Source organism: Promicromonospora sp. Marseille-Q5078 (genome assembly GCF_050315395.1).
Lineage (GTDB): Bacteria > Actinomycetota > Actinomycetes > Actinomycetales > Cellulomonadaceae > Isoptericola.
In genome coordinates this window covers 1,093,308-1,115,382 of the sequence record NZ_JBNPQG010000001.1, presented here as the reverse complement: position 1 = coordinate 1,115,382, position 22,075 = coordinate 1,093,308, and the positions used below count along the sequence as shown (strand labels likewise).

Below are 22,075 nucleotides of genomic sequence, written 5' to 3'. Positions count from 1 at the left end.
GCTGAGTATCCTCCTGAGATGTGGGCACTGCCCGGCCGGTCCCCGTCATTCGGCCGCATGCAGCGCCCGCACAGGATAGCCAGAGTCGGTACGTCGGGGACACTGCCGACCGCGACTTGAGCATGGGGAGAGGTCCCCATGCGCCGCCTCGTGGGACCCTTCCTGAGCTTCTCCACGTGCACGTGACCTCGGCCAGACACCCCCCGACCTGCACCGTCGTCAGGGCACAGGGAGAGACCGGCCTGCGCCCCTGATACGTGCCGTCAGCGCGCGAGCCGGTCCACGACCGCCCCGTACAGCCGCGGCAGGCGGACGGCCGCCGGGACGACCACGCCCCGCAGCGGCGACCCGGCGGCGGCGACCAGGCCGGCGGTCAGCACCCGGACGTCGCGGGTGGCCCGGGTCCACGAGCGCTCGTAGCCGGACGGGTCGTCCAGGTGCTCGACGGCGGCGCGCGCCTGGGCCAGCCCCACGCGCAGCCCCTCCCCGTGAGCGCGTCGACGTACCCGGCCGCGCCGCCCCCCAGCCGCCCCCGCCCCGCCGTCCGGGCGGAGGACCGCACGCGCATCGGCCCGGCGCCCCGCACCGGCCCGTCCGGCGTGGCCCCCGCGATCCTGCCGGCGAGCTCGGGCAGCGTGGCGAGCTCGGCCTCGAAGTCGACCCCGGCCGGCCCCAGCAGCGCGACCCCGACCAGGCCGTCCGCCACGGGCGTCACGTACGCCTCGACGCGGGGACCCCAGTGCACCTCGACGAGGTCGGTCCACGGCGCCACCCGGTAGTGCCGTCGCAGCCCGAACCGCCGCCGTCGCCGCCCGTCCGTGCGCCGGCCGGCGGCACCGGGCCCGTGGTCGTCCCGCGCCCCGAGCCCCCCCTCGCTCCGCACGCGGGAGTGCAGCCCGTCGCAGGCGAGGAGCCACCTCGCCCGCAGCCCGCCCGCCGTCACGTGGGCGTCGTGGCCGTCGGCACCGTCGGACTGCTCGACGGTCGTGACCCGGCGCGGCAGCACGACCGCCCCCGCGTCCCGCGCGGCCTCGTGCAGCGCCGCGTGCAGCGCCGTCCGCCGCACCCCCCGCCCCGGGCCCGCGACGAACCGGTGGTCCGCGACCGCGTCGCCCTGCCGGTAGGAGATGCCGCCCAGGTCGTACCCGGGCGGGTCGACGCCGAGCCGCCGCACCGCGGCGAGCGTGCCCGGCATGAGGCCCTCGCCGCACGCCTTGTCGACGGGGGCGGCCCGCGGCTCGAGCACCACGACGTCCAGGCCGGCGCGGCGCGCCTCGATCGCGGCCGCGAGCCCGACGGGGCCGCCGCCCGCCACCACCACGTCGGTGTCCGGCGTCATGGCGGGGTCACCCCGGCCGGGCGTCGTCCGCGACGCGCAGCGCGCGCTCCTCGGCGGGCACGCGGAACCCGAGCAGCAGCCAGGCGTTCAGCACGGTGAAGACGACGGCGGTGAGCCACGCGGTGTGCACCAGCGGCAGCGCGATCCCCTCCACCACGACCGCCACGTAGTTCGGGTGCCGGAACCACCGGTACGGGCCCCCGTGCACCAGCGCCATCCCCGGCACGACGATCACGCGGGTGTTCCAGCGCGGGCCGAGCGTCGCGATGCACCACCAGCGCAGACCCTGGCTCGCGAGGACCAGCGCCAGCATCGGCCAGCCCAGCCAGGGCACGAACGGCCGGTCGAGCGTCACCACCTCGACGACGCACGCGAGCAGCAGCCCGGTGTGCAGCGCGACCATCGCCGGGAAGTGGCCGCGCCCCGACTCCACGCCGCCGCGGTCGAAGGACCAGCGGGCGTGCCGCGCCGAGACCACGAGCTCGGCGACGCGCTCGGCCCCGGTCGCGAGGACCAGCGCGACGTACAGGACGACCGACGTGCTCACGCGACCTCCCGACCGCGTAGGAGCACGAGCTCGGCGGACACCCCGGGACCGAACGCCATGAGCACGGCCCAGCCGCCGGGCGGCGGCGCGCCGTCGTCGAGCGTGGACGCGAGCACGTGCAGCACGGACGACGACGAGAGGTTGCCCTCCGCGGCCAGGGTCGCCCGGGTCCGGGCCAGGGCGGCGTCGTCGAGCCCCAGCGCGTCTCGGACGGCGTCGACGATCTTCGGTCCGCCCGCGTGCACCACCCAGGTCCCGACGTCGGACACCTGGAGGTCGTGCGCGGCGAGCAGGTCCTTGACGTCGCCCGCGAGGTGGGCGCGCAGCAGGCGGGGCAGCTCGGCCGACAGGACGATGCCGAACCCGGTGTCCCGCACGTCCCAGCCGAGCTGGCGCTCGGTGCCCGGGTAGAGCCGGCTCCGCGTCCCGACGACCTCGGGTGCCACGCGCCCGGGCGGGACCTCGACGTCCTCCCCTGCCATGACCACCGCGCTCGCGCCGTCCCCGAACAGGCCCGACGACACGAGGTTCGCCGTCGACGCGTCGTCGCGCTGGAACGTGAGCGAGCACAGCTCCACCGAGACCAGCAGCGCCCGGCCGCCGGGGGTACCCCGCAGGTACTCGTGCAGGAGGCCGAGCCCCGCGGCGCCGCCCGAGCACCCCAGGCCGAACGACGGCACCCGCCGCACGTCCGGCCGCAGCCCGAGCCGGCCCACGAGGGCGGCGTCGAGCGACGGCGCGCTGATGCCGGTCACGGAGGTGAAGAACAGCAGGTCGACGTCCTGCGGCGGGACACCGGCCGCCGCGAGCGCGGCGCGGGCCGCCTCCTCGGCCAGGTCGGTGCCCTCGCGGACGAAGTGCTCGTTGGCGCGGGCGAAGGTCGTCAGCCCCGCGTAGTCGGGCAGCGGGAGCGCGAGATGGCGGGTGCGCACGCCCGACGAGGCGTGCAGCCGGCGGGCGAGGGTGCGGCGGGAGTCGTCGGCCGCGAGGAGCGGGAGCACGGCGTCGTCGATCCGCTCCTGCGGGTGCGCCGGTCCGGGCAGGACGGGGGCGACGGCCAGGACTCGCGACATGCTGGCATCGTGGCACCGCTCGGTGTGTTCCGCGCGGGCGCGGGTCTGGCTGCCCGATCGGCCAGGCCGCGCTACGTTCCGTTCATGACGGTCGTGGGCGTGGCGCGCTGGCGCGGGCTGGTCGTCGCCGCGCACGCGGCGCCCGCCGTCGTGGTGACGCTGCTCGCCCTCGGTCTGGCGCTCGGCGCGGGGGCGGCCGTCCCGCGCGCCCTGCTGGTCACCGCGGCGGTCGCCGCGGGCCAGCTCTCCGTCGGGTGGAGCAACGACTGGCTCGACGCCGCCCGGGACGCCCGCGTCGGGCGCCGGGACAAGCCGACGGTCACCGGCGCCGTTGACGCCCCGACGCTACGCGCCGCGGCCCTCGGCGCGCTGGCGGCCTGCGCGGCGCTCTCCCTCGCGACCGGGCTGCTCCCCGGGCTGCTGCACCTCGCCGCCGTGGCGAGCGCGTGGGCGTACAACGGCGGTCTCAAGGCGACCGTCGTGTCGTGGCTGCCGTATGCGGTCTCGTTCGGCCTGCTGCCGGCCTTCGTCGTCCTCGCGGCCGGGCGGCCGGTGGCTCCCGCCTGGCTCGTCGTCGCCGGGGCCCTGCTCGGGGTGGGCGCCCACGTGGCGAACGTGCTGCCTGACCTGGAGGACGACCGCGCGACCGGCGTGCGCGGCCTGCCCCACCGCCTCGGCCGCCGGCCCTCGAGCGTGCTGGCCCCGGTGGTGCTCGCCGCGGGAAGCGTCGTCGCGCTGGCCGGGCCCCCGGGCGCGCCCACGCCCGCGGCGGTCGCCCTCACCGCGGCGGCCGTGGCCCTCGCGGTCGCCGCGGGCGTCGTCGGGGTCGCGCGACCCCGCAGCCGCGCGCCGTTCCTCCTGAGCATGGCCGTGGCGGTCGTGTGCCTGGCGCAGCTGGTGCTCGCCGTCTCCCTCTAGGCGGACCGACACCACGGCCTGTGGACGGGGGCCCCGGCCGCCGGACGGCCCGCCTAGCATCGTCGGGTGCCCCTGTCACTCGACCGCACCCGGCGCGAGCTCGCGCCGTACCGGCGCGCCGTCGGCTGGGGCAGCGTCCCGGCGGCGGCGTGGGCCGTGTGGGTGAGCGGCCCGGGCTGGTCCGCGCCCGCGTTCGTCGTCGTGGCGTGCGCCGGGGTCGCGCTGGCCGTCGTCGACGCGCGCACCCATCGGCTGCCCGACGCCGTCACGCTCCCGGCGACCGCGCTGACCGCCCTGCTGCTCGGCGTCGCCGCCCTCGCGACCGGCGACGGGCAGGCGCTGCTCCGGGCCCTGGCCGGCGGGCTGGCGCTGGGGGCGGCCTACCTGCTGCTGCACCTCGTCCACCGCGCCGGGATGGGGCTGGGGGACGTGAAGCTCGCCGTCCTGCTCGGCCTGGCGACGGCCTGGGCGGGCTGGTCCGCGTGGACGGCGGCGGCCCTGCTCCCGTTCCTGCTCGGCGGGGTCGTCGCCGCCGTCCTGCTCGTCGCACGGCGCGCGTCGCGCACGACGGCCCTCGCGTTCGGCCCGTTCATGCTGGTGGGCGCGGCGGTCGCGCTCACCGTGGCGCGCCTCGCCTGAGCGTCGGGCGCCGGAGCACGCAGGCGGGTCAGACCGTACGGTCCGCGAGGGCCGTGGCCAGGTCGGCGAGCGCGTCCTTGACGGGGCCGGCGGGCAGCGGGTCGAGCTCGGCCGCGGCCTCCCGCGCCCAGCGGCCGGCGAGCGTCCGCGTCCGGGCGAGGACGTCGTGGGCCCGCAGGTCGGCGACGACCGCGGCCAGCGCCTCGTCGTCGGACAGGTCGCCGTCGAGCCGCGCGACGAGCGCGGCGTCCTCCGCCGTGCCCTCCCCGCGCCCGACGCGCTGGCGCAGGAGCAGCACGGGCATCGTCGGCACGTGCTCGCGCAGGTCGGTCCCCGGGGTCTTGCCGGACTCGTCGCCCGTGGACGCGATGTCGAGCACGTCGTCGGCGAGCTGGAACGCCACGCCCACCTTCTCGCCGTACGCGGTGACGGCGTCCATGATCTCGGGCGGGCAGCCGCCGAACATCGCGCCGAGCCGGGCCGACGTCGCGAGCAGCGACGCGGTCTTGTCGCTGAGCACCTGCAGGTAGTGCTCCACCGGGTCCTCGCCGTCGCGCGGCCCGATCGTCTCGTGGAGCTGGCCGAGGCACATGCGCTCGAACGTGCGCGACTGGAGCACCACCGCCTCGGGGCCGAGGCCGGCCACCAGCGCCGACGCCCGGGCGAACAGCAGGTCGCCGACGAGGATGGCCACCGAGTTGCCCCACACCGTGTGGGCGGCGGGCGCCCCGCGGCGCACGGGCGCGGAGTCCATCACGTCGTCGTGGTACAGCGACGCGACCTGCGTGAGCTCGACGACGACCGCGGCGTCGACCAGCTCGGGGACCGTGCCGTCGCCGAGCTCGCCCGCGAGCAGCGTGAGCAGGGGCCGGAACCGCTTGCCGCCCGCCGCCACGAGGTGGCGCGACGCGTCGTCGGCCAGCGCGTCCGTCGAGGCCACGGCCGTGTCGAGCGCCGCGTCGACGCGCGTCATCCGCTCCGCGAGCCGCTCGGCGAGCGCAGGGTCGGACAGCGGGATCGCCGTCGGCGGCGAGGGCGGCGTGCGCCGCGGCCCGGGGGCCGGTGCGGAGGGTGCGCGAGTCACTGTCCGAACCTATCCGCCCACGACGCCGAACACCGCACCGAAACGGCCCGCAGGCGCATCGCGTGGCTCACTGCCGCGCCCCGCGCACGCCAGGGTCGCCCCCGCCCCGCCCGCCCGCGTCAGGGCCGGAACTGCGCCGCCTGGGCGGCCAGGTCCAGCGCGCCCGCGGGCAGGATGCCGAGCAGCAGCACGCCGACCGCGCACACGGCGATCGCGAACGCGGCCGGGCCGCGCGAGCCGACCACCGTCACGACGGTGCGGGAGACCAGGGTGCGCGTCGCCGCACCGGTGAGGGTGGCCGCGCCGCCGCCCGACGCCCCCGGTGCGGGCGCGCCGCCCTCCGACGACGCGTCCTCGGCCGCCGCGCCCTCCGCGGCGGTCCCGGCCAGGTCCCGCTCGGCGGGCGGGGTGAGCACCATGAGCACGATGACGCGGACGTAGAAGAACACCGCGATCGCCGAGGCGATGACGCCGAGCAGCGCGAGCGGCCACGCCCCGGCCTCGACCGCGGCGGAGAAGACACCGAACTTCGCCACGAACCCGGCCGTGAGCGGGATGCCCGCCATCGACAGGAGGAACAGGGAGAACGCCGCGGTGAGCCACGGGGCCTTGCGGCCCAGGCCCGCCCACTGCGCGAGCCGGGTGGCCTCGCCGAGCACGACGCCGTCGTCGGGGACGGGCCCCTCGGCCGGCACCTCGTCACCCGTCACGGTGCGCTCCCGGACGAGCGTCACGACGGCGAACGCACCGATCGTGGCCAGCCCGTACGCGAGCAGGTAGAACAGCACCGCCTGCGCGCCGACCTCGTCCATCCCGACCAGGCCCACGACGAGGAAGCCGGCGTGCGCGATCGACGAGTAGGCGAGCATCCGCTTGACGTCGGTCTGCACGGCACCGGCGACGGTGCCGACCAGCATCGTGAGGATCGCGACCGCCCAGAGCGCGACCTCGACGTCGTGCCGCGTCGCCGGGTCCAGGCCGTTCGCCAGCGTGAACAGCACCCGCACCAGCGCGCCGATCGCGGCCGCCTTGGTGCAGGCCGCCATGAAGCCGGTGATGGGCGTGGGGGCGCCCTGGTACACGTCGGGCGTCCAGGCGTGGAACGGCGCCGCGCCGATCTTGAACAGCAGGCCGCTGAGCACGAGCAGCAGCCCCACCACCACGAGGGCGGGCATGGTGCCGAGCGGCGAGACGGACGGGTCGGCGAGCACCTGGACCACGCCCTCCAGGCGCACCGTGCCCGCGAAGCCGTAGACGAGCGCGATGCCGAAGACGAACAGCGCCGAGGCGAACGCGCCGAGCACGAAGTACTTGAACGCCGCCTCCTGGCTGAGCAGCCGGCGCCGGCGCGCCGTCGCGCACAGCACGTACAGCGGCAGCGACAGCACCTCGAGCGCGACGAACATGACGATGAGGTCGTCCGTGGCCGGGAACAGCAGCATCCCGCCGGTGGCGAACAGCATCAGGGGGTAGATCTCGGTCTGCTGCAGCCCGGCGCGCCGGGTCTCGTCCTCGTACGCCGTGCCGGGCACGGCCGCCGCGGCCGGGGCGAACGCGTCCTGCCCGGTGGTGGTGCGCTCCGCGACGACCAGCACGCCGAGCAGCGCGCAGATCGCGACCACGGCCTGCACGCCGAGCCCGAACGGCGTCAGCAGGTACGACCCGCCGACCACCGACACGGCCCCGTCCTGCACGCGGTCCCAGAGCAGCCCGACCGCCACGAGCGAGCCCGCGAGCGCCGCCAGGGCGAGCGTGAGCTGCGTGGCGCGGCGCGCGCGGTCGGGGACGAACGCCTCCAGCAGGACGCCGAGCACGCCCGCGGCGAGCACGATCAGCACCGGGGAGACGGCCGCCCAGTCGATGGGCGGGGCGACGAACTCGTTCACAGCAGGCTCCCCTCGGTGATGCTTCCGTCGGTCGAGCCTGTCGAGACCATCGCCGGGGTCTCGACAGGCTCGACCACCGGTGGCGGGTCGGTCTCGCCGACCTGCTCGACGGCGACCTCGCCGGGCGCCCGCACGTAGTCGAGCACGGGACCCGGCACGAGGCCGAGCACCAGCAGCGCGGCGACGAGCACCCCGGCCACCGTCTTCTCCCTGCCGTCGAGGTCGCGCGCCCCCGCGAGCTCGGGCGTCGTCTCGCCGGTGAACATCCGCTGGTAGGTGAGCAGCACGTACACGGCGGCGAGGACGACGGCGGGCACGGCCACGAGCACCGCGGCGGGCCAGCGGGAGTACGAGCCGAGGAACACCATGATCTCGGAGACGAACGTGGCCAGGCCGGGCAGCGCCGCCGCGGACAGGCCCGCCACGAGGAACGTGCCGCCCAGGATCGGGGCCACCCGGCGCAGCCCGCCGTAGTCGCCGACGAGCTGGCTCTGCCGCGGGTGGCGTGCGATGGCGAACCCGGCGATCAGGAACAGCGCGCCGGTGGAGATGCCGTGGTTGAGCATCATCAGGCTGGAGCCCGCGGTGCCCAGCGACGTGAACGTGAAGATGCCCAGGATGATGAACCCGAAGTGGGACACCGACGTGTAGCCGATCAGGCGCAGCACGTCGCTCTGCCCGATGGCGAGGATCGCGCCGTACAGGATCGAGATCACCGCGAGCACGATCACGAACGGGGCCGCCCACCGGCTGGCCCCGGGGAACAGCGGCAGGCAGAGCGTCAGCATCCCGAAGGTGCCCACCTTGTCGAGCACGCAGATGAGCAGCGTCGACGTGCCGGGCGTCGCGTGCTGCGCGACGTCGGGCAGCCATGTGTGCACCGGGAACATCGGCGCCTTGATCGCGAACGCGAGGAAGAAGGCGCAGAACATGAGCTTCTCGGCCGTCGGGTCGAGCGTCAGCCCCGTGAGGTTGTCGGTGAGGAAGGCCTGCGGCCCGCGGTCGGCGGCGGGCACCTGCAGGTAGAGCGCGATGACGCCCACCAGCATGACCAGCCCGCCCGCGAGCGAGAAGAGCAGGAACTTCACGGCCGCGTACCGGCGCTGCGGACCCTGCCCGAACCCCCCGATGAGGAAGTACGCGGGGATGAGCATGGCCTCGAAGACCACGTAGAAGAGGAAGACGTCGCGGGCCACGAAGACCGTCACCATGAACGCCTCGAGCAGCAGCACGGTGGCCAGGTAGCGGCGCAGCCGCACGTGGTCGCCCCCCTGCTCCCGCCACGCGGCGAGGATCACCAGCGGCACCAGGCACACCGACAGCGCGACGAGCAGCAGCCCCACGCCGTCCACCCCGACGGCGTAGCTGGCGCCCAGCGCCGGGATCCACGAGTGCGTCTCGGAGAGCTGGTGGTCGCCGGCCGCGCCGGTGTCGAAGGCGGCGAACGCCCCCGCGAGCAGCGCCACCTCGACCAGCGCGCCCACCAGCGCGACGGTGCGGGCGGAGCCCGCCCCGAACCGGCCCGCGCCGGTCACCGCGCCCCCGGCGGGGCGGCCCCGGCCCACGCCGGTGAGCGCCGTCGCGGCGGCCGCCACGAGCGGCCACACGATGAGGAGCGTCAGCCAGGGGAACCCTGCGGACGTTGCTTCGGACATCGTCATCCTTCCTTCGTCCGTGTCATCAGCAGGGCCCCGTCAGCTCGCCAGCGCCCACACGACGATCCCCACGACCCCGAGGCCGCCGAGCATCGTCGCCGCGTACGAGCGCACGTAGCCGTTCTGGAGCTTGCGCAGCCTCGTGCCGAGCCGCCCGATCCCGCCCGCGAGGCCCAGCCAGCCGCCGTCCACCGCCGTGCGGTCGGAGTACACGAGCGACCGGGTCAGGTACTGCCCGGGCAGCATGACCAGCGCCTCGTTGACGTCGTCCTGGTGCAGGTCGACCCGGGCGGCGCGCACGACGGCGGGCGCCCGCGGCGGCGCCACCGGCACCGCCGCGACGGCGTACTGCCGGAAGGCGAGCAGCGCGCCCAGCACCACGAGCACCAGCGTGAGCGTGATCAGCAGCCACACCGGCAGCACCGGCTCGGCGTGCTCCGCGTGGCCGGTGACGGGCTCGAGCCAGGTGACGAACCGGTCGCCCGCGGCGAGGATCCCGCCGAGCGCCACGGAGCCCACGGCCAGCACGATCATCGGCCAGGTCATGAGCCGCGGGGACTCGTGCGGGTGCCGCACGGGCGCGCCGTCGTCGCCGGGCCCGCCGTCGCTCCAGCGGCGCCGGCCCGCGAACGTCATGAAGAAGAGGCGGGACATGTAGTACGCGGTGATCCCGGCGCCCAGCAGCGCGGTGAGGCCGAACACCCACGGTCGCCAGCCCTCCCCCACGAACGCCGCCTCGATGATCTTGTCCTTCGACCAGAAGCCGGAGAACGGCGGCACGCCCAGGATGGCGAGCCAGCCCAGGCCCATCGTGATGGCCGTGACGGGCAGCAGGCGGGCGAGGCCGCCGAAGCGGCGCATGTTCACGTCGTCGTCCATCGCGTGCATCACGGAGCCGGCGCCGAGGAACAGCCCCGCCTTGAAGAAGCCGTGCGTGAGCAGGTGGAAGATCGCGAACGCGTACCCGACCGGGCCCAGCCCGGCGGCGAGCATCATGTAGCCGATCTGCGACATCGTCGACGCCGCGAGCGCCTTCTTGATGTCGTCCTTCGCGCAGCCGACGATCGCGCCGAACAGCAGGGTCAGGGCGCCGACGATCGCGATGACGAGCTGCGCGTCGGGCGCGGCCTCGAGGAGCGGGCCGGAGCGCACCAGCAGGTACACCCCGGCGGTCACCATCGTGGCCGCGTGGATCAGCGCGGACACCGGCGTCGGGCCCGCCATCGCGTCCCCGAGCCACGCCTGCAGCGGGAGCTGCGCCGACTTGCCGCACGCGGCGAGCAGCAGCATGAGGCCGATCGCCGTCATCGTGCCCTGGCCGGCCGCCGCCGCGCCCTCCCCCGCCGCCGGGAGCACCGTGCCGAAGTCCACGGCGCCGAACGTCGCGAGCAGGAGCATCATCGCGACGATGAGCCCCATGTCGCCCACGCGGTTCATGACGAACGCCTTCTTGCCCGCCACCGCGTTGGCCCGCTTGCCGTCCCAGAACCCGATGAGCAGGAAGGACGCCAGGCCCACGCCCTCCCAGCCGACGAAGAGGAGCAGGTAGGAGTCGGCGAGCACCAGCAGCAGCATCGCCGCGACGAACAGGTTGAGGTAGCCGAAGAAGCGGCGCCGGTCGACGTCGTGGTCCATGTACGCCACCGAGTACACGTGGATCAGCGTGCCGACGAAGGTCACCAGCATCACGAACGTCATCGACAGCGGGTCCACCTGGAACCCGAGGTCCACGTGCAGCGACCCGGTGTCGATCCACGTGCCCACGGTGCGGGTGCCCACCCGCTGGTCCGCGGGGGTGCCGAGCATGTCGAGGAGCATCACCAGCCCGACGACGAACGTCGCGGCGCTGGCCAGCACGCCCAGCCAGTGCCCCCACCGGTCGGTGCGCCGGCCGGCGACCAGCAGCACCAGGGCGCCGGCCATCGGGATCGCGACCAGCCAGGGGGCCAGGGAGAGGGTCTGCATCATCTGCGTCGTCACCGGAGCCCTTCAGCTCTGCAGCAGGTTGACGTCGTCGACCGAGGCCGATCGGCGGGAGCGGAAGATCGTGATGATGATCGCGAGACCCACCACCACCTCGGCGGCCGCGACCACCATGACGAAGAACGCGAGCACCTGGCCCGTCACGTCGCCGTGGATGCGGGCGAACGTGACGAACGCGAGGTTGGTCGCGTTGAGCATGAGCTCCACACCCATGAACACGACGATGGCGTTCCGCCGCAGCAGCACCGTCGTCGCACCGATCGCGAACAGGATCGCGGCCAGCCCCAGGTAGTTGGTGATCTCCATCAGCGCGCCTCCCCGTCCTCGTCGTCCCCGCCGGTCGAGCCTGTCGAGACCACGTCGGGGGTATCGACCGGCTCGACCAGCGAGATCGACGAGACCACCAGCGTCTCCTCCTCGGCGAGCAGCGCGGTGGCCGACCGCTCCTGGCCGCGGATGCGCAGCACCCGGGGCACCGAGTGCGGCAGCGGCTCGCCGTCCGGGCCGAGCGCCGGCGTGTCCATCGCGTTGTTCTGCGCGTAGACGCCGGGAGCGGGCAGCGGCGTGAGCGTGCGGCCCTCCTCGATGGCGGCGACCCGCGCGGCGGCGAGCGACCGCTGGGTGGGCCGCACGTGCAGCCGGCGCCGGTGCGTGAGGACCAGCCCCGCCAGCGCGGCGGTGACCAGCAGGACGCCGACCACCTCCATCGCGAGCACGTAGTCGCCCAGCAGCACCCGCGCGAGGGCCACCGGGTTGGTCACGGCGTTGGCCTCGGCGAGCCCGACCGCGGGCGGGAACGCCGCCTGCGCGATCACGCCGAGCAGCACCGCGACCAGCCCGAGGCCGAGCAGCACGCCCAGCCACCGCTGGCCCTTGATGGTCTCGGTCAGCGAGTCGGCCGAGTCGACGCCCACGAGCATCAGCACGAACAGGAAGAGCATCATCACGGCGCCCGTGTACACGACCACCTGCACGACGCCGAGGAACGGCGCCTCCTGAGCCACGTACAGGATGGCCAGGCCGACCATCACGAACATCACGCAGACCGCGGCGTGCACCGCCTTGCGGGCGAACAGCAGCCCGAGGGCGGCGAGCACCATGAGCGGCGCGAGCACCCAGAACAGCGCGGCCTCCGCGCCCGACGCCGTCACGACCGGCCGTCGCTGGGGTCGGGGGTCGGGAGCGTCGCGACGTGCCCGCCCTCCGCGGCCTGCCGCGTCGCGACCGCCGCCTTGGTGGCGCTGCCGCGCAGCCGGTGCCGGCGCGGGGTGGGGGGCGGCGCGTCGCCGTGCACCACCTGCTCGGCGCCCTCGAGGCTGGGGTCGTCGGGCCGGTGCTCGCGCACCCATGCCACCTGCTCGTCCGTGGGCGCCGTGACCTCGCCGCGGTAGTACTCGGTGTCGGTGGTGCCCTCGACCATCGGGTGCGGCGCGGCGAGCATGCCCTCCGCGAGCGGGGCGAGCAGGTCCTGCTTCTCGTAGATCATCCCGGCGCGGTCGGGGCCGGCCAGCTCGTAGTCGTTCGTCATCGTGAGCGCCCGGGTGGGGCACGCCTCGATGCAGAGCCCGCAGAAGATGCAGCGCAGGTAGTTGATCTGGTAGACGCGGCCGTACCGCTCGCCGGGCGACATGTGCTCGCCGTCGGGCAGCTCGGCGTTGTCCGCGCCCTCCACGTAGATCGCGTCCGCGGGGCACGCCCAGGCGCACAGCTCGCAGCCGATGCACTTCTCCAGCCCGTCGGCGTACCGGTTGAGCTGGTGGCGGCCGTGGTACCGGCGCTGCGGCGGCGTCTTGGTGCGGGGGTACTGCTCCGTCACCGTGGGCCGGAACATGGAGGAGAACGTCACGCCGAACCCGGCCACCGGGGCGAACAGGTCGCCCAGCGGGCCCTTGCTCGGGCGCAGCGGTTCGTACGGCTTGTCGGTCATCGCGTCTCCTCGGATCGGTCGACGGCGGAGGCGGGGACGTGCCGGCGCGCCCGGGGCGACGGCGGCAGGGACTGCCCGGGCAGGGGCGGCACGGGGAAGCCGTCGGCGAAGGCGTCGAACTCCCCCGACCGGGCGGGGGAGGCGCCCGGCGGGCCGGACCCCGCCTCCGCGGGTCTCCCGTCGGCGGCATTGCGGTCGGGCCACAGCCACAGCAGGCCGATGACCACCGCGGCAGCGACGACCACGCCGGTGATGAGCTGGGTGCGGGTGATGCCCGCGAGCCCGAGGTACTGGAACACGCTGAGCACCACGACCCACACCAGCGCGACCGGGATCAGCACCTTCCAGCCGAAGGACATGAACTGGTCGTACCGGAGCCGCAGCAGCGTGCCGCGCACCCAGACGAACACGAACATGACCAGCCAGAGCTTGACCAGGAACCACAGCACGGGCCACCAGCCGGTGTTGAACATGCCGTCGTTGATCGCCGAGATCGGCCACGGTGCGCGCCACCCGCCGAGGAACAGCGTGGTGGCGACGGCCGAGACGTTGAGCATGTTGATGTACTCCGCCAGGAAGAACCAGGCGAACTTCATCGAGCTGTACTCGGTCATGTACCCGGAGACGAGCTCGCCCTCGGCCTCGGGCAGGTCGAACGGGAGGCGGTTGGTCTCGCCGATCATCGAGATGACGTACACGACGAACGCGGGCAGCAGGGGCAGGAACCACCAGATGCTCGTCTGCGACGCGACGATCTGCGACGTCGACATCGACCCGGCCATGATGAACACGCTGACCAGGGAGAGGCCCATCGCCAGCTCGTAGGAGATGACCTGGGCCGTGGACCGCACCGACCCGAGCAGCGGGTAGGTGGAGCCGGAGGACCAGCCGCCCAGCACGATGCCGTACACGCCCATCGACGCGCAGGCCAGCACGTACAGGATGGCCACCGGGAAGTCGGTGAGCTGCGCCGGCGTGGAGTAGTCGGTGAACGGGATCGTCACCTCGGGGCCGAACGGGATGACCGCGAAGACCAGCAGCGCGCAGAACACGGAGATCATCGGCGCCAGCAGGTACACGACCCGGTCGGCGCGGGTGACGTTCACGTCCTCCTTGAGGAGCAGCTTCATCGCGTCCGCGAGCGACTGCAGCAGGCCGAAGGGGCCGTGCCAGTTGGGGCCGGGGCGCACCTGCATGCGCGCCACGACCTTGCGCTCGAACCAGATCGCGAACAGCACGCTCGTCAGCAGGAAGACGACGATGAGCACCGCCTTGATCAGCGAGACCCACAGCCAGTCGTTGCTGAAGTCGGACGCGACCCCGGGGATCATGCGGCACCTCCGTCGTCGGTCGAGGCGGTCGAGGCGGTCGAGGCGGTCGAGGCGGGCGGCCCGATGCGCACGAGGTCGCCCGGTACCGCGCCGAGCGCGTCGTGCACGCGGCAGCCGCGGGACGCGAGCGGCAGCCACACCACGTGGTCGACCATCTCCGTGATGGCCACCGGCACGGTCACGGAGCCCCGGTCGGTGGTCACCGTCACGCGGTCGCGGTCGTAGACGTCGACGGCGGCCGCCGTGGCGGCGGACATCCGCGCCACGGGCCGCTTCGCGGTGCCGGCGAGGAACTGCTCGCCGTCCTGCAGCGCGCCGTCGTCGAGCAGCAGGTGCCAGCTCGCCAGGACGGCGGAGCCCGGCGGCACCTCGGGCGGCTCGACGAGCTCGCCCTCCGGGGCCGGCACCCTCGCGCCGCCCCAGGCCGGCAGCGCCGCGATCGCCCGGTGCGCCTCGAGCGGGGTCGCCGCGCCGAGGTCGACGCCGGCCTGCTCGGCGAGGGCGTCGAGCACGCGGTGGTCGGGCAGCGCGCCGCTCTCCAGCGCCGCGCCGAACGCGCGGACGCGGCCCTCCCAGTTCCAGTACGACCCGGCCCGCTCGACCGGCGGGGCCACGGGCAGCACGACGTCCGCCAGGTCGGTCACCTCGGACCGGCGGACCTCGAGCGAGACCACGAAGCCCGCGGCGGCGAGCGCCGTCCGGGCGTGCGCCGGGTCGGGCAGGTCGGCCGGCTCCACGCCGCCGACCAGGGCGCCGCCGAGCTGCCCGACCGACAGGGCGTCGAGGATCTCCGCGACGTCGCGACCCGGTGCGGCCGGCAGCGCGTCGGCGTCGACCCCCCAGGCGGCCGCGACCTCGGCGCGGGCCGCGGGGTCGGTCAGCGGGCGTCCGCCGGGCAGCAGGCCCGGCAGCAGCCCCGCCTCGAGCCCGCCGCGCTCCCCCGCGCGGCGCGGGATCCACGCGACCCGCGCGCCGGTGGCGGCGGCGAGCCGCAGGGCCTCCGCGTAGGCGCCGGGAGCCGACGCGAGCCGCTCGCCCACGAGGATCACGGCGCCCGGCGCGGCGAGCGCCTCGGCGACGGCGCCGAGGGTGGCGGCGTCGGAGTCGGCGGGCACCAGACCGCCGCCGGCCCGCGTGGCGAGGATGCCGAGCCACTCGGCCTCGGTGCCGGGGGCGGCGGGCAGCAGCGTGCCGTCCAGGCGGGCGAGCCCGCGGCTGGCGAACGGCGCCATCGACCAGACCTTCGTTCCGTGCGTGCGCACCCCCTTGCGCAGCCGCAGGAAGGTGACGCCGGCCTCCTCCTCCGCCTCCAGGCCCGCCAGCAGCACGGCGGGGGCGGCCTCGACGTCGCCGAAGGTCACGCCGACGCCCGTCCCGGCCACCGCGTGGCCCAGGAACGCCGTCTCCTCCGCCGAGCCCACGCGGGCGCGCTGGTCGACGTCGTCCGTGCCGAGCACGGTGCGCGCGTACCGCGACCAGGCGAAGGCGTCCTCGACGGTCAGCCGGCCGCCGGGCAGCACCCCGACCCCGCCGGCCGCCCGCGCGGCGGCCAGGCCCTCGGCCGCCAGCTCGAACGCCTCGACCCACGACGCGGGCCGCAGCTCGCCGCGCGACACGACGGCGCCGTTCTCGTCGAGCACCCGGTCCCGCACCAGCGGGGTGGTGAGCCGGTCCGGGGCGGCCTGCCAGGTGAAGGCGAAGCGGTCCTTGTCGGTGATCCACTCCTCGTTGACCGCCGGGTCCTCCCCCGACAGCCGCCGCAGCACGACGCCCCGCCGGTGGTCGACGCGGATCGCGGAGCCGCAGGAGTCGTGCTCGGAGACGCCGGGCGTCGACACGAGGTCGAACGGGCGGGACCGGAAGCGGTACGCGGCGCCGGTGAGCGCGCCGACCGGGCAGATCTGCACCGTGTTGCCGGAGTAGTAGGACGCGAACGGCTGCCCGGACGTGCTGGTCGTGCTCGTCGAGACCACGCCCTCGCTGTCGGCGGGCTCGACCGTCGACGACGGCGGCGGCGCGAAGTCGAGCACGGTCTCGTCGAAGCGGCCGATCTGCTGGACCGACCCGCGCTCCTGCAGGGCGATGAACGCGTCGCCCGCGATCTCCTCGCTGAACCGGGTGCAGCGCTGGCACAGCACGCACCGCTCGCGGTCGAGCAGGATCTCGGTGGAGACGGCGATCGGCTTGGGGAAGGTGCGCTTGACGTCCTCGAACCGGGACTCGGCGCGCCCGTTGGTCATCGCCTGGTTCTGCAGGGGGCACTCGCCGCCCTTGTCGCACACCGGGCAGTCCAGCGGGTGGTTCATGAGCAGCAGCTCCATGACCCCCTGCTGCGCCTTGTCCGCGACCGGGGAGGTGCGCTGCGTCTTGACGATCATCCCGGGGGTGACCGTCATCGTGCACGACGCCTGCGGCTTCGGCATGGGCCGCACGTTGCCCTCGCGGTCCGGCATCGCGACCTCGACGAGGCACTGCCGGCATGCGCCGGCGGGCTCCAGCAGCGGATGGTCGCAGAACCGCGGGATCTGGATGCCCACCTGCTCGGCCGCGCGGATGATGAGCGTGCCCTTCGGCACGGTCACCTCGACCTCGTCGATGGTGAGCGTCACCGTCTCGACGGGAGGCGCGCCCTGGCCCCCGCCGGAGGTCGGCTTGTCCGTGGTCGCCGTCATCAGTGACCTCCCACACCGGCCGCGCCCGCCAGGGCCGGGGTCCGGTGATTCCTCGGGGTGTAGTCGAACAGGGCGCTGGCGCGCGGGTCGAACGGGCACCCGTGGCCCTCGATGTGCGCCTCGTACTCGTCGCGGAAGAGCTGGACGCTCGACGTCACGGGCGACGTCGCGCCGTCGCCGAGCGCGCAGAACGCGCGGCCCAGGATGTTGTCGCACAGGTCGAGCAGCAGGTCGACGTCGCGCTCCTCGCCCTGGCCCGCCTCGATGCGGTGCAGCACCTGCTTGAGCCAGTACGTGCCCTCGCGGCAGGGCGTGCACTTGCCGCACGACTCGTGCGCGTAGAAATCCGTCCAGCGGCTGACCGCTCGGACCACGCAGGTCGTGTCGTCGAAGAGCTGCAGCGCGCGGGTGCCGAGCATCGAGCCCGCCGCCCCGACCGACTCGTAGTCGAGCGGGGTGTCGAGGTGGTCGGCCGTGAACAGCGGCGTCGACGACCCGCCCGGCGTCCAGAACTTCAGCTCGTGGCCCGGCCGGATCCCGCCCGCGAGGTCGAGCAGCTCGCGCAGGGTGATGCCGAGCGGCGCCTCGTACTGCCCCGGGCGGACGACGTGCCCGGACAGGGAGAACAGGCCGTGGCCCTGCGACTTCGCGGTGCCCATGCCGGAGAACCAGTCGGCCCCGCGCGCCACGATGCCCGGCACCGACGCGATGGACTCGACGTTGTTCACCACCGTGGGCCGCGCGTACAGTCCGGCGACGGCCGGGAACGGCGGCTTCAGCCGCGGCTGGCCGCGCTTGCCCTCGAGGGAGTCGAGCAGCGCCGTCTCCTCCCCGCAGATGTACGCGCCCGCGCCCGCGTGCACCGTGACCTCCAGGTCGAAGCCGGAGCCGAGCACGTCCTTGCCCAGGTAGCCGGCGTCGTAGGCCTCCTGCACCGCCGCGAGCACGCGCCGGTACACGTGCAGCACCTCGCCACGCACGTACACGAACGCGTGGTGGCAGCCGATCGCGTAGCTCGTGATCGCGATGCCCTCCACCAGGTGCTGCGGGCTCGCCATCATCAGCGGGATGTCCTTGCACGTGCCCGGCTCGGACTCGTCCGCGTTGACCACGAGGTATCGCGGCCCGCCATCGGGCGGTGGGAGGAAGCCCCACTTCATGCCGGTCGGGAACCCGGCGCCGCCGCGGCCGCGCAGGCCCGAGTCCTTCACCGTCTGCACGAGGTCGCCGGGCTCCGTCGCCAGGGCCGTGCGCAGCCCGCGGTACCCGCCGGCCGCCTCGTAGGCCGCGAGCGTCCACGACCGGTCGGCGTCCCACGTGTCCGTCAGCACGGGCAAGAGCTCAGTCATCGCCGTCACCCTTTCCGGAGGTCGAACGTCCCGGCTCGTCGTCCCCGGGCACGGAAGGCTCCCGCTCCGCCGACGACTGCTCCCCGCCGGTCTCGGGCGCGACCTCGGTGGTCGAGCCTGTCGATCCGCTGGTTGAGCTGGTCGAAACCCGGGTCTCGACAGGCTCGACCGACGACGACGAAGGCTCCCCCGCCCCGTCCGACGCACCCTCCACGGCAGCAGCAGCCCGGGCCAGCCGAAGACCGGCCAGCGTCGGCTCCCCCGCCCCCACGCCCTCGTCGGCGCGGCCGTCGGTGAACCCGGCCAGCACGCGGCTCATCTGCTTGAAGCTGCACACCGAGGACGCGCCGCGCGTGGGCGCCACCTCCTGGCCGGCGCGCAGCCGGTCGGCGAGGTCGGTGGCCGACCCGGGCGTCTGGTTGTCGAAGAACTCCCAGTTGACCATCACGACGGGCGCGTAGTCGCAGGCCGCGTTGCACTCGACGCGCTCGAGCGTGATCGCGCCGTCGTCGGTGGTCTCGTCGTGCCCGACGCCGAGGTGGTCGCTCAGCTCGTCGAAGATGGCGTCGCCACCCATGACGGCGCACAGCGTGTTGGTGCACACGCCCACGGTGTAGGTGCCGTTGGGGTGCCGCTTGTACTGGGTGTAGAACGTGGCGACCGCGCTGACCTCGGCCGGCGTGAGCTCCAGCTGCTCGGCGCAGAACAGGATGCCGTCCCGGCTCACGTACCCGTCCACGGACTGCACCAGGTGCAGCATCGGCAGCAGCCCGGAGCGCGGGTCCGGGTAGCGTGCCCTGATCGCCGCCGCGTCGGCGGCGAGTCCCGCCAGCGTGTCCGCGTCGTACCGCGTCTGCGAGCGCGCGCTCGTGGGTTCTGCCGTCATCGGTCGACCCCTCCCAGCACGGGGTCCAGGGACGCGACGGCCACGACGACGTCGGCCACCTGGCCGCCCTCGCACATCACCGACACGGCCTGGAGGTTGTTGAACGACGGGTCGCGGAAGTGCGCCCGGTACGGCTTGGTGCCCCCGTCGGACACCGCGTGCACGCCGAGCTCGCCGCGCGGGTGCTCGACGGTCTGCCAGACCTGCCCGGCCGGCACGCGGAAGCCCTCGGTGACGAGCTTGAAGTGATGGATCAGGGCCTCCATCGAGGTGCCCATGATCTGGCGGATGTGGTCGAGCGAGTTGCCCTGGCCGTCCGCGCCCACCGCGAGCTGGGCGGGCCAGGCGATCTTCTTGTCGGCCACCATGACCGGTGCACCGGCCGTCCCCTCGAGCCGGGCGAGCGCCTGCTCGACGATCCGCAGCGACTGGTAGCACTCCTCGATCCGCAGCACCACGCGGGCGTAGCAGTCCGCGTCGGTCGACGTCGGGACGTCGAAGTCGTACGTCTCGTAGCCGGAGTACGGGAACGCCTTGCGCACGTCGTAGGGCAGCCCGGTGGAGCGCAGCACGGGGCCGGTGACCCCGAGCGCCATGCACCCGGCGAGGTTGAGCACGCCGACGTCGACGAGGCGCCCCTTGAAGATCGGGTTGGCGAGCATGAGGTCGCCGAGCTGCCCGAGGTAGTGGCGGATCTTCGGCAGCGCCGCCCGCACCTGGTCCTCGAAGCCCTCGGGCACGTCCTGCGCGACGCCGCCCGGGCGCACGTAGGCGTGGTTCATGCGCAGCCCGGTGACCGCCTCGAACAGACGCAGGATCTCCTCGCGCGCCGTGAACCCGATGGTCATGACCGTCGTCGCGCCCATCTCGTTGCCGCCCGTGCCGAGGCACACGAGGTGGGACGCCACCCGGTTGAGCTCCATCATGAGCACCCGGATGATCGACGCCCGCTCGGGCACGTCGTCCGTGATCCCCAGCAGCTTCTCGGTGGCGAGGCAGTAGGCCGTCTCCTGGAACAGCGGCGCGAGGTAGTCCATCCGGGTGCAGAACGTGGTGCCCTGCGTCCAGGTGCGGAACTCCATGTTCTTCTCGATGCCGGTGTGGAGGTAGCCGATGCCGCAGCGGGCCTCGGTGACCGTCTCGCCGTCGATCTCGAGCATGAGGCGCAGCACCCCGTGCGTGGACGGGTGCTGCGGGCCCATGTTGACGACGATGCGCTCCTCGCCCACGGCCTCGCGGGCGATCTCGTCCCAGTCCCCGCCCGAGGCCTCGAACCCGGGGATCCCCGGGTCGAAGTCGTCGGTGGGCGGGCGGGTGGCGTGCGGCGTTCCCGTGGTTGTCACGAGTACGACCTCCTCGTGTCGGGCGGGGGCACCGTGGCGCCCTTGTACTCCACGGGGATGCCGCCCAGCGGGTAGTCCTTGCGCTGCGGGTGGCCCGGCCAGTCGTCGGGCATCTCGATGCGCGCCAGGCCCGGGTGGCCGTCGAAGACGATCCCGAAGAAGTCCCAGGTCTCGCGCTCGTGCCAGTCGTTCGTCGGGTACACGGACGTGGTGGAGGGGACGTGCGGGTCCGCGTCGGGCACCGCGACCTCGAGCCGCACCTGCCGGCCGTGCGTCACCGACGTGAGGTGGTAGACGGCGTGCAGCTCGCGCCCGGCGTCCTGCGGGTAGTGCACCCCGGAGACCCCGAGGCTGAGCTCGAAGCGCAGGTCCTGGTCGTCGCGCAGCGCCCGGCAGACGGCCAGCAGGTGCTCGGGCGCGACGTGCAGCGTGAGCTCGGCGCGCGGGCTCGGCGGGTCGGCCTGCGGGTCGACGACGACGCGCTCGACCGCGGCGTCGAACGCGACCCCCGCCGCCGCCAGCACCTCCCCGAGCACGTCGACCGCCTCGTCGAACCAGCCCCCGTACGGGCGGGTCGCCGCGCCGGGCATCGCCACCGGCTGCTGCAGGCCGCCGTAGCCCGACGTGTCGCCGGAGCCCTGCACGCCGAACATCCCGCGCCGCACCTCGACGACCTCGGGCCCGCGCCCCGGCCGCCCGGCCTGGTCGCTGCCCGCGACCAGCTCGCCCGCACGCGGCCCGAGGACCTCCTCGGGCTGCGGCACGGGCTTGTCGGCGCTCGCCCCGCCCGCCGGCGTGCCGGTGGTGCCCCCGCTCATCGCAGCAGCCCCTTGAGCTCGAACGTCGGCGTGGCGTCGAGCGCGGCCGCCTCGGCGGCCGCGGCCGCCTCCTTGCGGTTGACGCCCAGCGGCGAGTCCTGGATCTGCTGGTGCAGCGCGAGGATCGCGTTGATCAGCATCTCCGGGCGCGGCGGGCAGCCGGGCAGGTACACGTCGACCGGCACGATGTGGTCGACGCCCTGCACGATCGCGTAGTTGTTGAACATGCCGCCGCTGGACGCGCAGACCCCCATGGACAGCACCCACTTGGGCTCGCTCATCTGGTCGTAGACCTGCCGCACGACCGGGGCCATCTTCTGACTCACCCGGCCCGCGACGATCATGAGGTCCGCCTGCCGCGGCGACGCCCGGAACACCTCCATGCCGAACCGCGACAGGTCGAACCGCGACGCGCCGGCCGCCATCATCTCGATGGCGCAGCACGCCAATCCGAACGTCACCGGCCACACGGACGCCTTGCGCAGGTAGCCCGCCAGGTCCTCGATCGTCGTCAGCAGGAAGCCCGACGGAGCCTCTTCCAGGCCCATGAACCCTCCCCTCGTGAGCATCGGTGCCGGATCCCGCCGGCACCGTCGCCGTCCGTCTTGCCGTGTTCGTGCTGGGT

General features: G+C 74.3%; 19 protein-coding genes. 2 read left to right on the top strand and 17 right to left on the bottom strand.

The annotated features are described in order from the left end of the window. Positions 1 to 373: 373 nt before the first annotated feature. From ACQFYA_RS05080 to ACQFYA_RS05070, 3 genes are read right to left on the bottom strand one after another with little or no spacing between them, the layout of a single operon-like run. Positions 374 to 1,339 (bottom strand): NAD(P)/FAD-dependent oxidoreductase, encoded by a 966-nt coding sequence (locus ACQFYA_RS05080; protein WP_499121991.1) that lies wholly within the window; start codon positions 1,337 to 1,339, stop codon positions 374 to 376. 7 nt (positions 1,340 to 1,346) lie between these two features. Beyond that, the gene (locus tag ACQFYA_RS05075) at positions 1,347 to 1,886 is read right to left on the bottom strand and encodes an isoprenylcysteine carboxyl methyltransferase family protein (protein ID WP_499121989.1); all 540 of its coding nucleotides are present in this window, start codon (positions 1,884 to 1,886) and stop codon (positions 1,347 to 1,349) included. Continuing rightward, complete coding sequence (locus ACQFYA_RS05070) at positions 1,883 to 3,094, bottom strand: type III polyketide synthase (protein ID WP_499121988.1); 1,212 nt, start codon at positions 3,092 to 3,094, stop codon at positions 1,883 to 1,885. The genes ACQFYA_RS05075 and ACQFYA_RS05070 overlap by 4 nt, the downstream gene beginning before the upstream one ends. Here ACQFYA_RS05070 and ACQFYA_RS05065 point away from each other — a divergent pair. Together ACQFYA_RS05065 and ACQFYA_RS05060 are read left to right on the top strand one after the other, a co-directional pair. Then, the gene (locus ACQFYA_RS05065; protein ID WP_499121987.1) at positions 3,044 to 3,877 is read left to right on the top strand and encodes a UbiA family prenyltransferase; all 834 of its coding nucleotides are present in this window, start codon (positions 3,044 to 3,046) and stop codon (positions 3,875 to 3,877) included. The two genes, ACQFYA_RS05070 and ACQFYA_RS05065, sit on opposite strands and share 51 nt — an antisense overlap. A 66-nt stretch (positions 3,878 to 3,943) precedes the next feature. Continuing rightward, positions 3,944 to 4,516 carry a prepilin peptidase gene (locus tag ACQFYA_RS05060; protein ID WP_499121985.1) on the top strand — a complete coding sequence of 191 codons (573 nt, stop codon included), beginning with the start codon at positions 3,944 to 3,946 and terminating at the stop codon, positions 4,514 to 4,516. Positions 4,517 to 4,544: 28 nt separating this feature from the next. Here ACQFYA_RS05060 and ACQFYA_RS05055 read toward each other — a convergent pair whose 3' ends face one another. The 14 genes from ACQFYA_RS05055 to ACQFYA_RS04990 form a co-directional block, all read right to left on the bottom strand. After that, positions 4,545 to 5,600: a polyprenyl synthetase family protein gene (locus tag ACQFYA_RS05055; RefSeq protein ID WP_499121983.1), complete on the bottom strand. Its 1,056-nt coding sequence runs from the start codon at positions 5,598 to 5,600 to the stop codon at positions 4,545 to 4,547. Between the two features lie 119 nt (positions 5,601 to 5,719). Further along, positions 5,720 to 7,486, bottom strand: coding sequence for an NADH-quinone oxidoreductase subunit NuoN (nuoN, locus tag ACQFYA_RS05050; RefSeq protein ID WP_499121981.1), 1,767 nt, complete (start codon positions 7,484 to 7,486; stop codon positions 5,720 to 5,722). Then, entirely contained in the window at positions 7,483 to 9,141 is a 1,659-nt protein-coding gene (locus tag ACQFYA_RS05045; protein ID WP_499121979.1) for an NADH-quinone oxidoreductase subunit M, read from the bottom strand. Before ACQFYA_RS05045 ends, nuoN begins: the two co-directional genes overlap by 4 nt. 39 nt (positions 9,142 to 9,180) lie before the next feature. Continuing rightward, a complete protein-coding gene (nuoL, locus tag ACQFYA_RS05040) occupies positions 9,181 to 11,106 on the bottom strand; it encodes an NADH-quinone oxidoreductase subunit L (RefSeq protein ID WP_499127442.1) in 1,926 nt (641 codons plus the stop codon). A gap of 24 nt (positions 11,107 to 11,130) precedes the next feature. Next, the gene (gene nuoK / locus ACQFYA_RS05035) at positions 11,131 to 11,430 is read right to left on the bottom strand and encodes an NADH-quinone oxidoreductase subunit NuoK (protein WP_380241969.1); all 300 of its coding nucleotides are present in this window, start codon (positions 11,428 to 11,430) and stop codon (positions 11,131 to 11,133) included. Continuing rightward, positions 11,430 to 12,275: an NADH-quinone oxidoreductase subunit J gene (locus tag ACQFYA_RS05030; protein WP_499121978.1), complete on the bottom strand. Its 846-nt coding sequence runs from the start codon at positions 12,273 to 12,275 to the stop codon at positions 11,430 to 11,432. The genes nuoK and ACQFYA_RS05030 overlap by 1 nt, the downstream gene beginning before the upstream one ends. Continuing rightward, on the bottom strand, positions 12,272 to 13,051 hold the full coding sequence (gene nuoI / locus ACQFYA_RS05025) for an NADH-quinone oxidoreductase subunit NuoI (protein ID WP_499121977.1): 780 nt from the start codon (positions 13,049 to 13,051) through the stop codon (positions 12,272 to 12,274). The genes ACQFYA_RS05030 and nuoI overlap by 4 nt, the downstream gene beginning before the upstream one ends. Continuing rightward, complete coding sequence (gene nuoH / locus ACQFYA_RS05020) at positions 13,048 to 14,382, bottom strand: NADH-quinone oxidoreductase subunit NuoH (RefSeq protein WP_499121975.1); 1,335 nt, start codon at positions 14,380 to 14,382, stop codon at positions 13,048 to 13,050. The genes nuoI and nuoH overlap by 4 nt, the downstream gene beginning before the upstream one ends. Then, positions 14,379 to 17,054, bottom strand: coding sequence for an NADH-quinone oxidoreductase subunit G (locus ACQFYA_RS05015; protein WP_499121974.1), 2,676 nt, complete (start codon positions 17,052 to 17,054; stop codon positions 14,379 to 14,381). Before ACQFYA_RS05015 ends, nuoH begins: the two co-directional genes overlap by 4 nt. Continuing rightward, positions 17,054 to 18,403: an NADH-quinone oxidoreductase subunit NuoF gene (nuoF, locus tag ACQFYA_RS05010; protein WP_499121973.1), complete on the bottom strand. Its 1,350-nt coding sequence runs from the start codon at positions 18,401 to 18,403 to the stop codon at positions 17,054 to 17,056. Before nuoF ends, ACQFYA_RS05015 begins: the two co-directional genes overlap by 1 nt. Further along, positions 18,396 to 19,289 carry an NADH-quinone oxidoreductase subunit NuoE gene (gene nuoE / locus ACQFYA_RS05005; RefSeq protein WP_499121972.1) on the bottom strand — a complete coding sequence of 298 codons (894 nt, stop codon included), beginning with the start codon at positions 19,287 to 19,289 and terminating at the stop codon, positions 18,396 to 18,398. Before nuoE ends, nuoF begins: the two co-directional genes overlap by 8 nt. Continuing rightward, complete coding sequence (locus ACQFYA_RS05000) at positions 19,286 to 20,632, bottom strand: NADH-quinone oxidoreductase subunit D (protein ID WP_499121970.1); 1,347 nt, start codon at positions 20,630 to 20,632, stop codon at positions 19,286 to 19,288. Before ACQFYA_RS05000 ends, nuoE begins: the two co-directional genes overlap by 4 nt. Further along, positions 20,629 to 21,450, bottom strand: a complete 822-nt coding sequence (locus tag ACQFYA_RS04995; protein ID WP_499121969.1) for an NADH-quinone oxidoreductase subunit C — start codon at positions 21,448 to 21,450, stop codon at positions 20,629 to 20,631. The genes ACQFYA_RS05000 and ACQFYA_RS04995 overlap by 4 nt, the downstream gene beginning before the upstream one ends. Next, on the bottom strand, positions 21,447 to 21,998 hold the full coding sequence (locus tag ACQFYA_RS04990) for a NuoB/complex I 20 kDa subunit family protein (RefSeq protein WP_499121967.1): 552 nt from the start codon (positions 21,996 to 21,998) through the stop codon (positions 21,447 to 21,449). Before ACQFYA_RS04990 ends, ACQFYA_RS04995 begins: the two co-directional genes overlap by 4 nt. Positions 21,999 to 22,075 lie beyond the last annotated feature (77 nt).

Bases quoted from the DNA above. Each gene is read 5' to 3' on its own strand.
- ACQFYA_RS05080 (WP_499121991.1), bottom strand. From the start codon at position 1,339: ATGACGCCGGACACCGACGTGGTGGTGGCGGGCGGCGGCCCCGTCGGG.
- ACQFYA_RS05065 (WP_499121987.1), top strand. From the start codon at position 3,044: ATGACGGTCGTGGGCGTGGCGCGCTGGCGCGGGCTGGTCGTCGCCGCG.
- ACQFYA_RS05045 (WP_499121979.1), bottom strand. From the start codon at position 9,141: ATGTCCGAAGCAACGTCCGCAGGGTTCCCCTGGCTGACGCTCCTCATC.
- nuoL (WP_499127442.1), bottom strand. From the start codon at position 11,106: ATGCAGACCCTCTCCCTGGCCCCCTGGCTGGTCGCGATCCCGATGGCC.
- nuoK (WP_380241969.1), bottom strand. From the start codon at position 11,430: ATGGAGATCACCAACTACCTGGGGCTGGCCGCGATCCTGTTCGCGATC.
- nuoI (WP_499121977.1), bottom strand. From the start codon at position 13,051: ATGACCGACAAGCCGTACGAACCGCTGCGCCCGAGCAAGGGCCCGCTG.
- nuoH (WP_499121975.1), bottom strand. From the start codon at position 14,382: ATGATCCCCGGGGTCGCGTCCGACTTCAGCAACGACTGGCTGTGGGTC.
- ACQFYA_RS05015 (WP_499121974.1), bottom strand. From the start codon at position 17,054: ATGACGGCGACCACGGACAAGCCGACCTCCGGCGGGGGCCAGGGCGCG.
- nuoF (WP_499121973.1), bottom strand. From the start codon at position 18,403: ATGACTGAGCTCTTGCCCGTGCTGACGGACACGTGGGACGCCGACCGG.
- nuoE (WP_499121972.1), bottom strand. From the start codon at position 19,289: ATGACGGCAGAACCCACGAGCGCGCGCTCGCAGACGCGGTACGACGCG.
- ACQFYA_RS04995 (WP_499121969.1), bottom strand. From the start codon at position 21,450: ATGAGCGGGGGCACCACCGGCACGCCGGCGGGCGGGGCGAGCGCCGAC.
- ACQFYA_RS04990 (WP_499121967.1), bottom strand. From the start codon at position 21,998: ATGGGCCTGGAAGAGGCTCCGTCGGGCTTCCTGCTGACGACGATCGAG.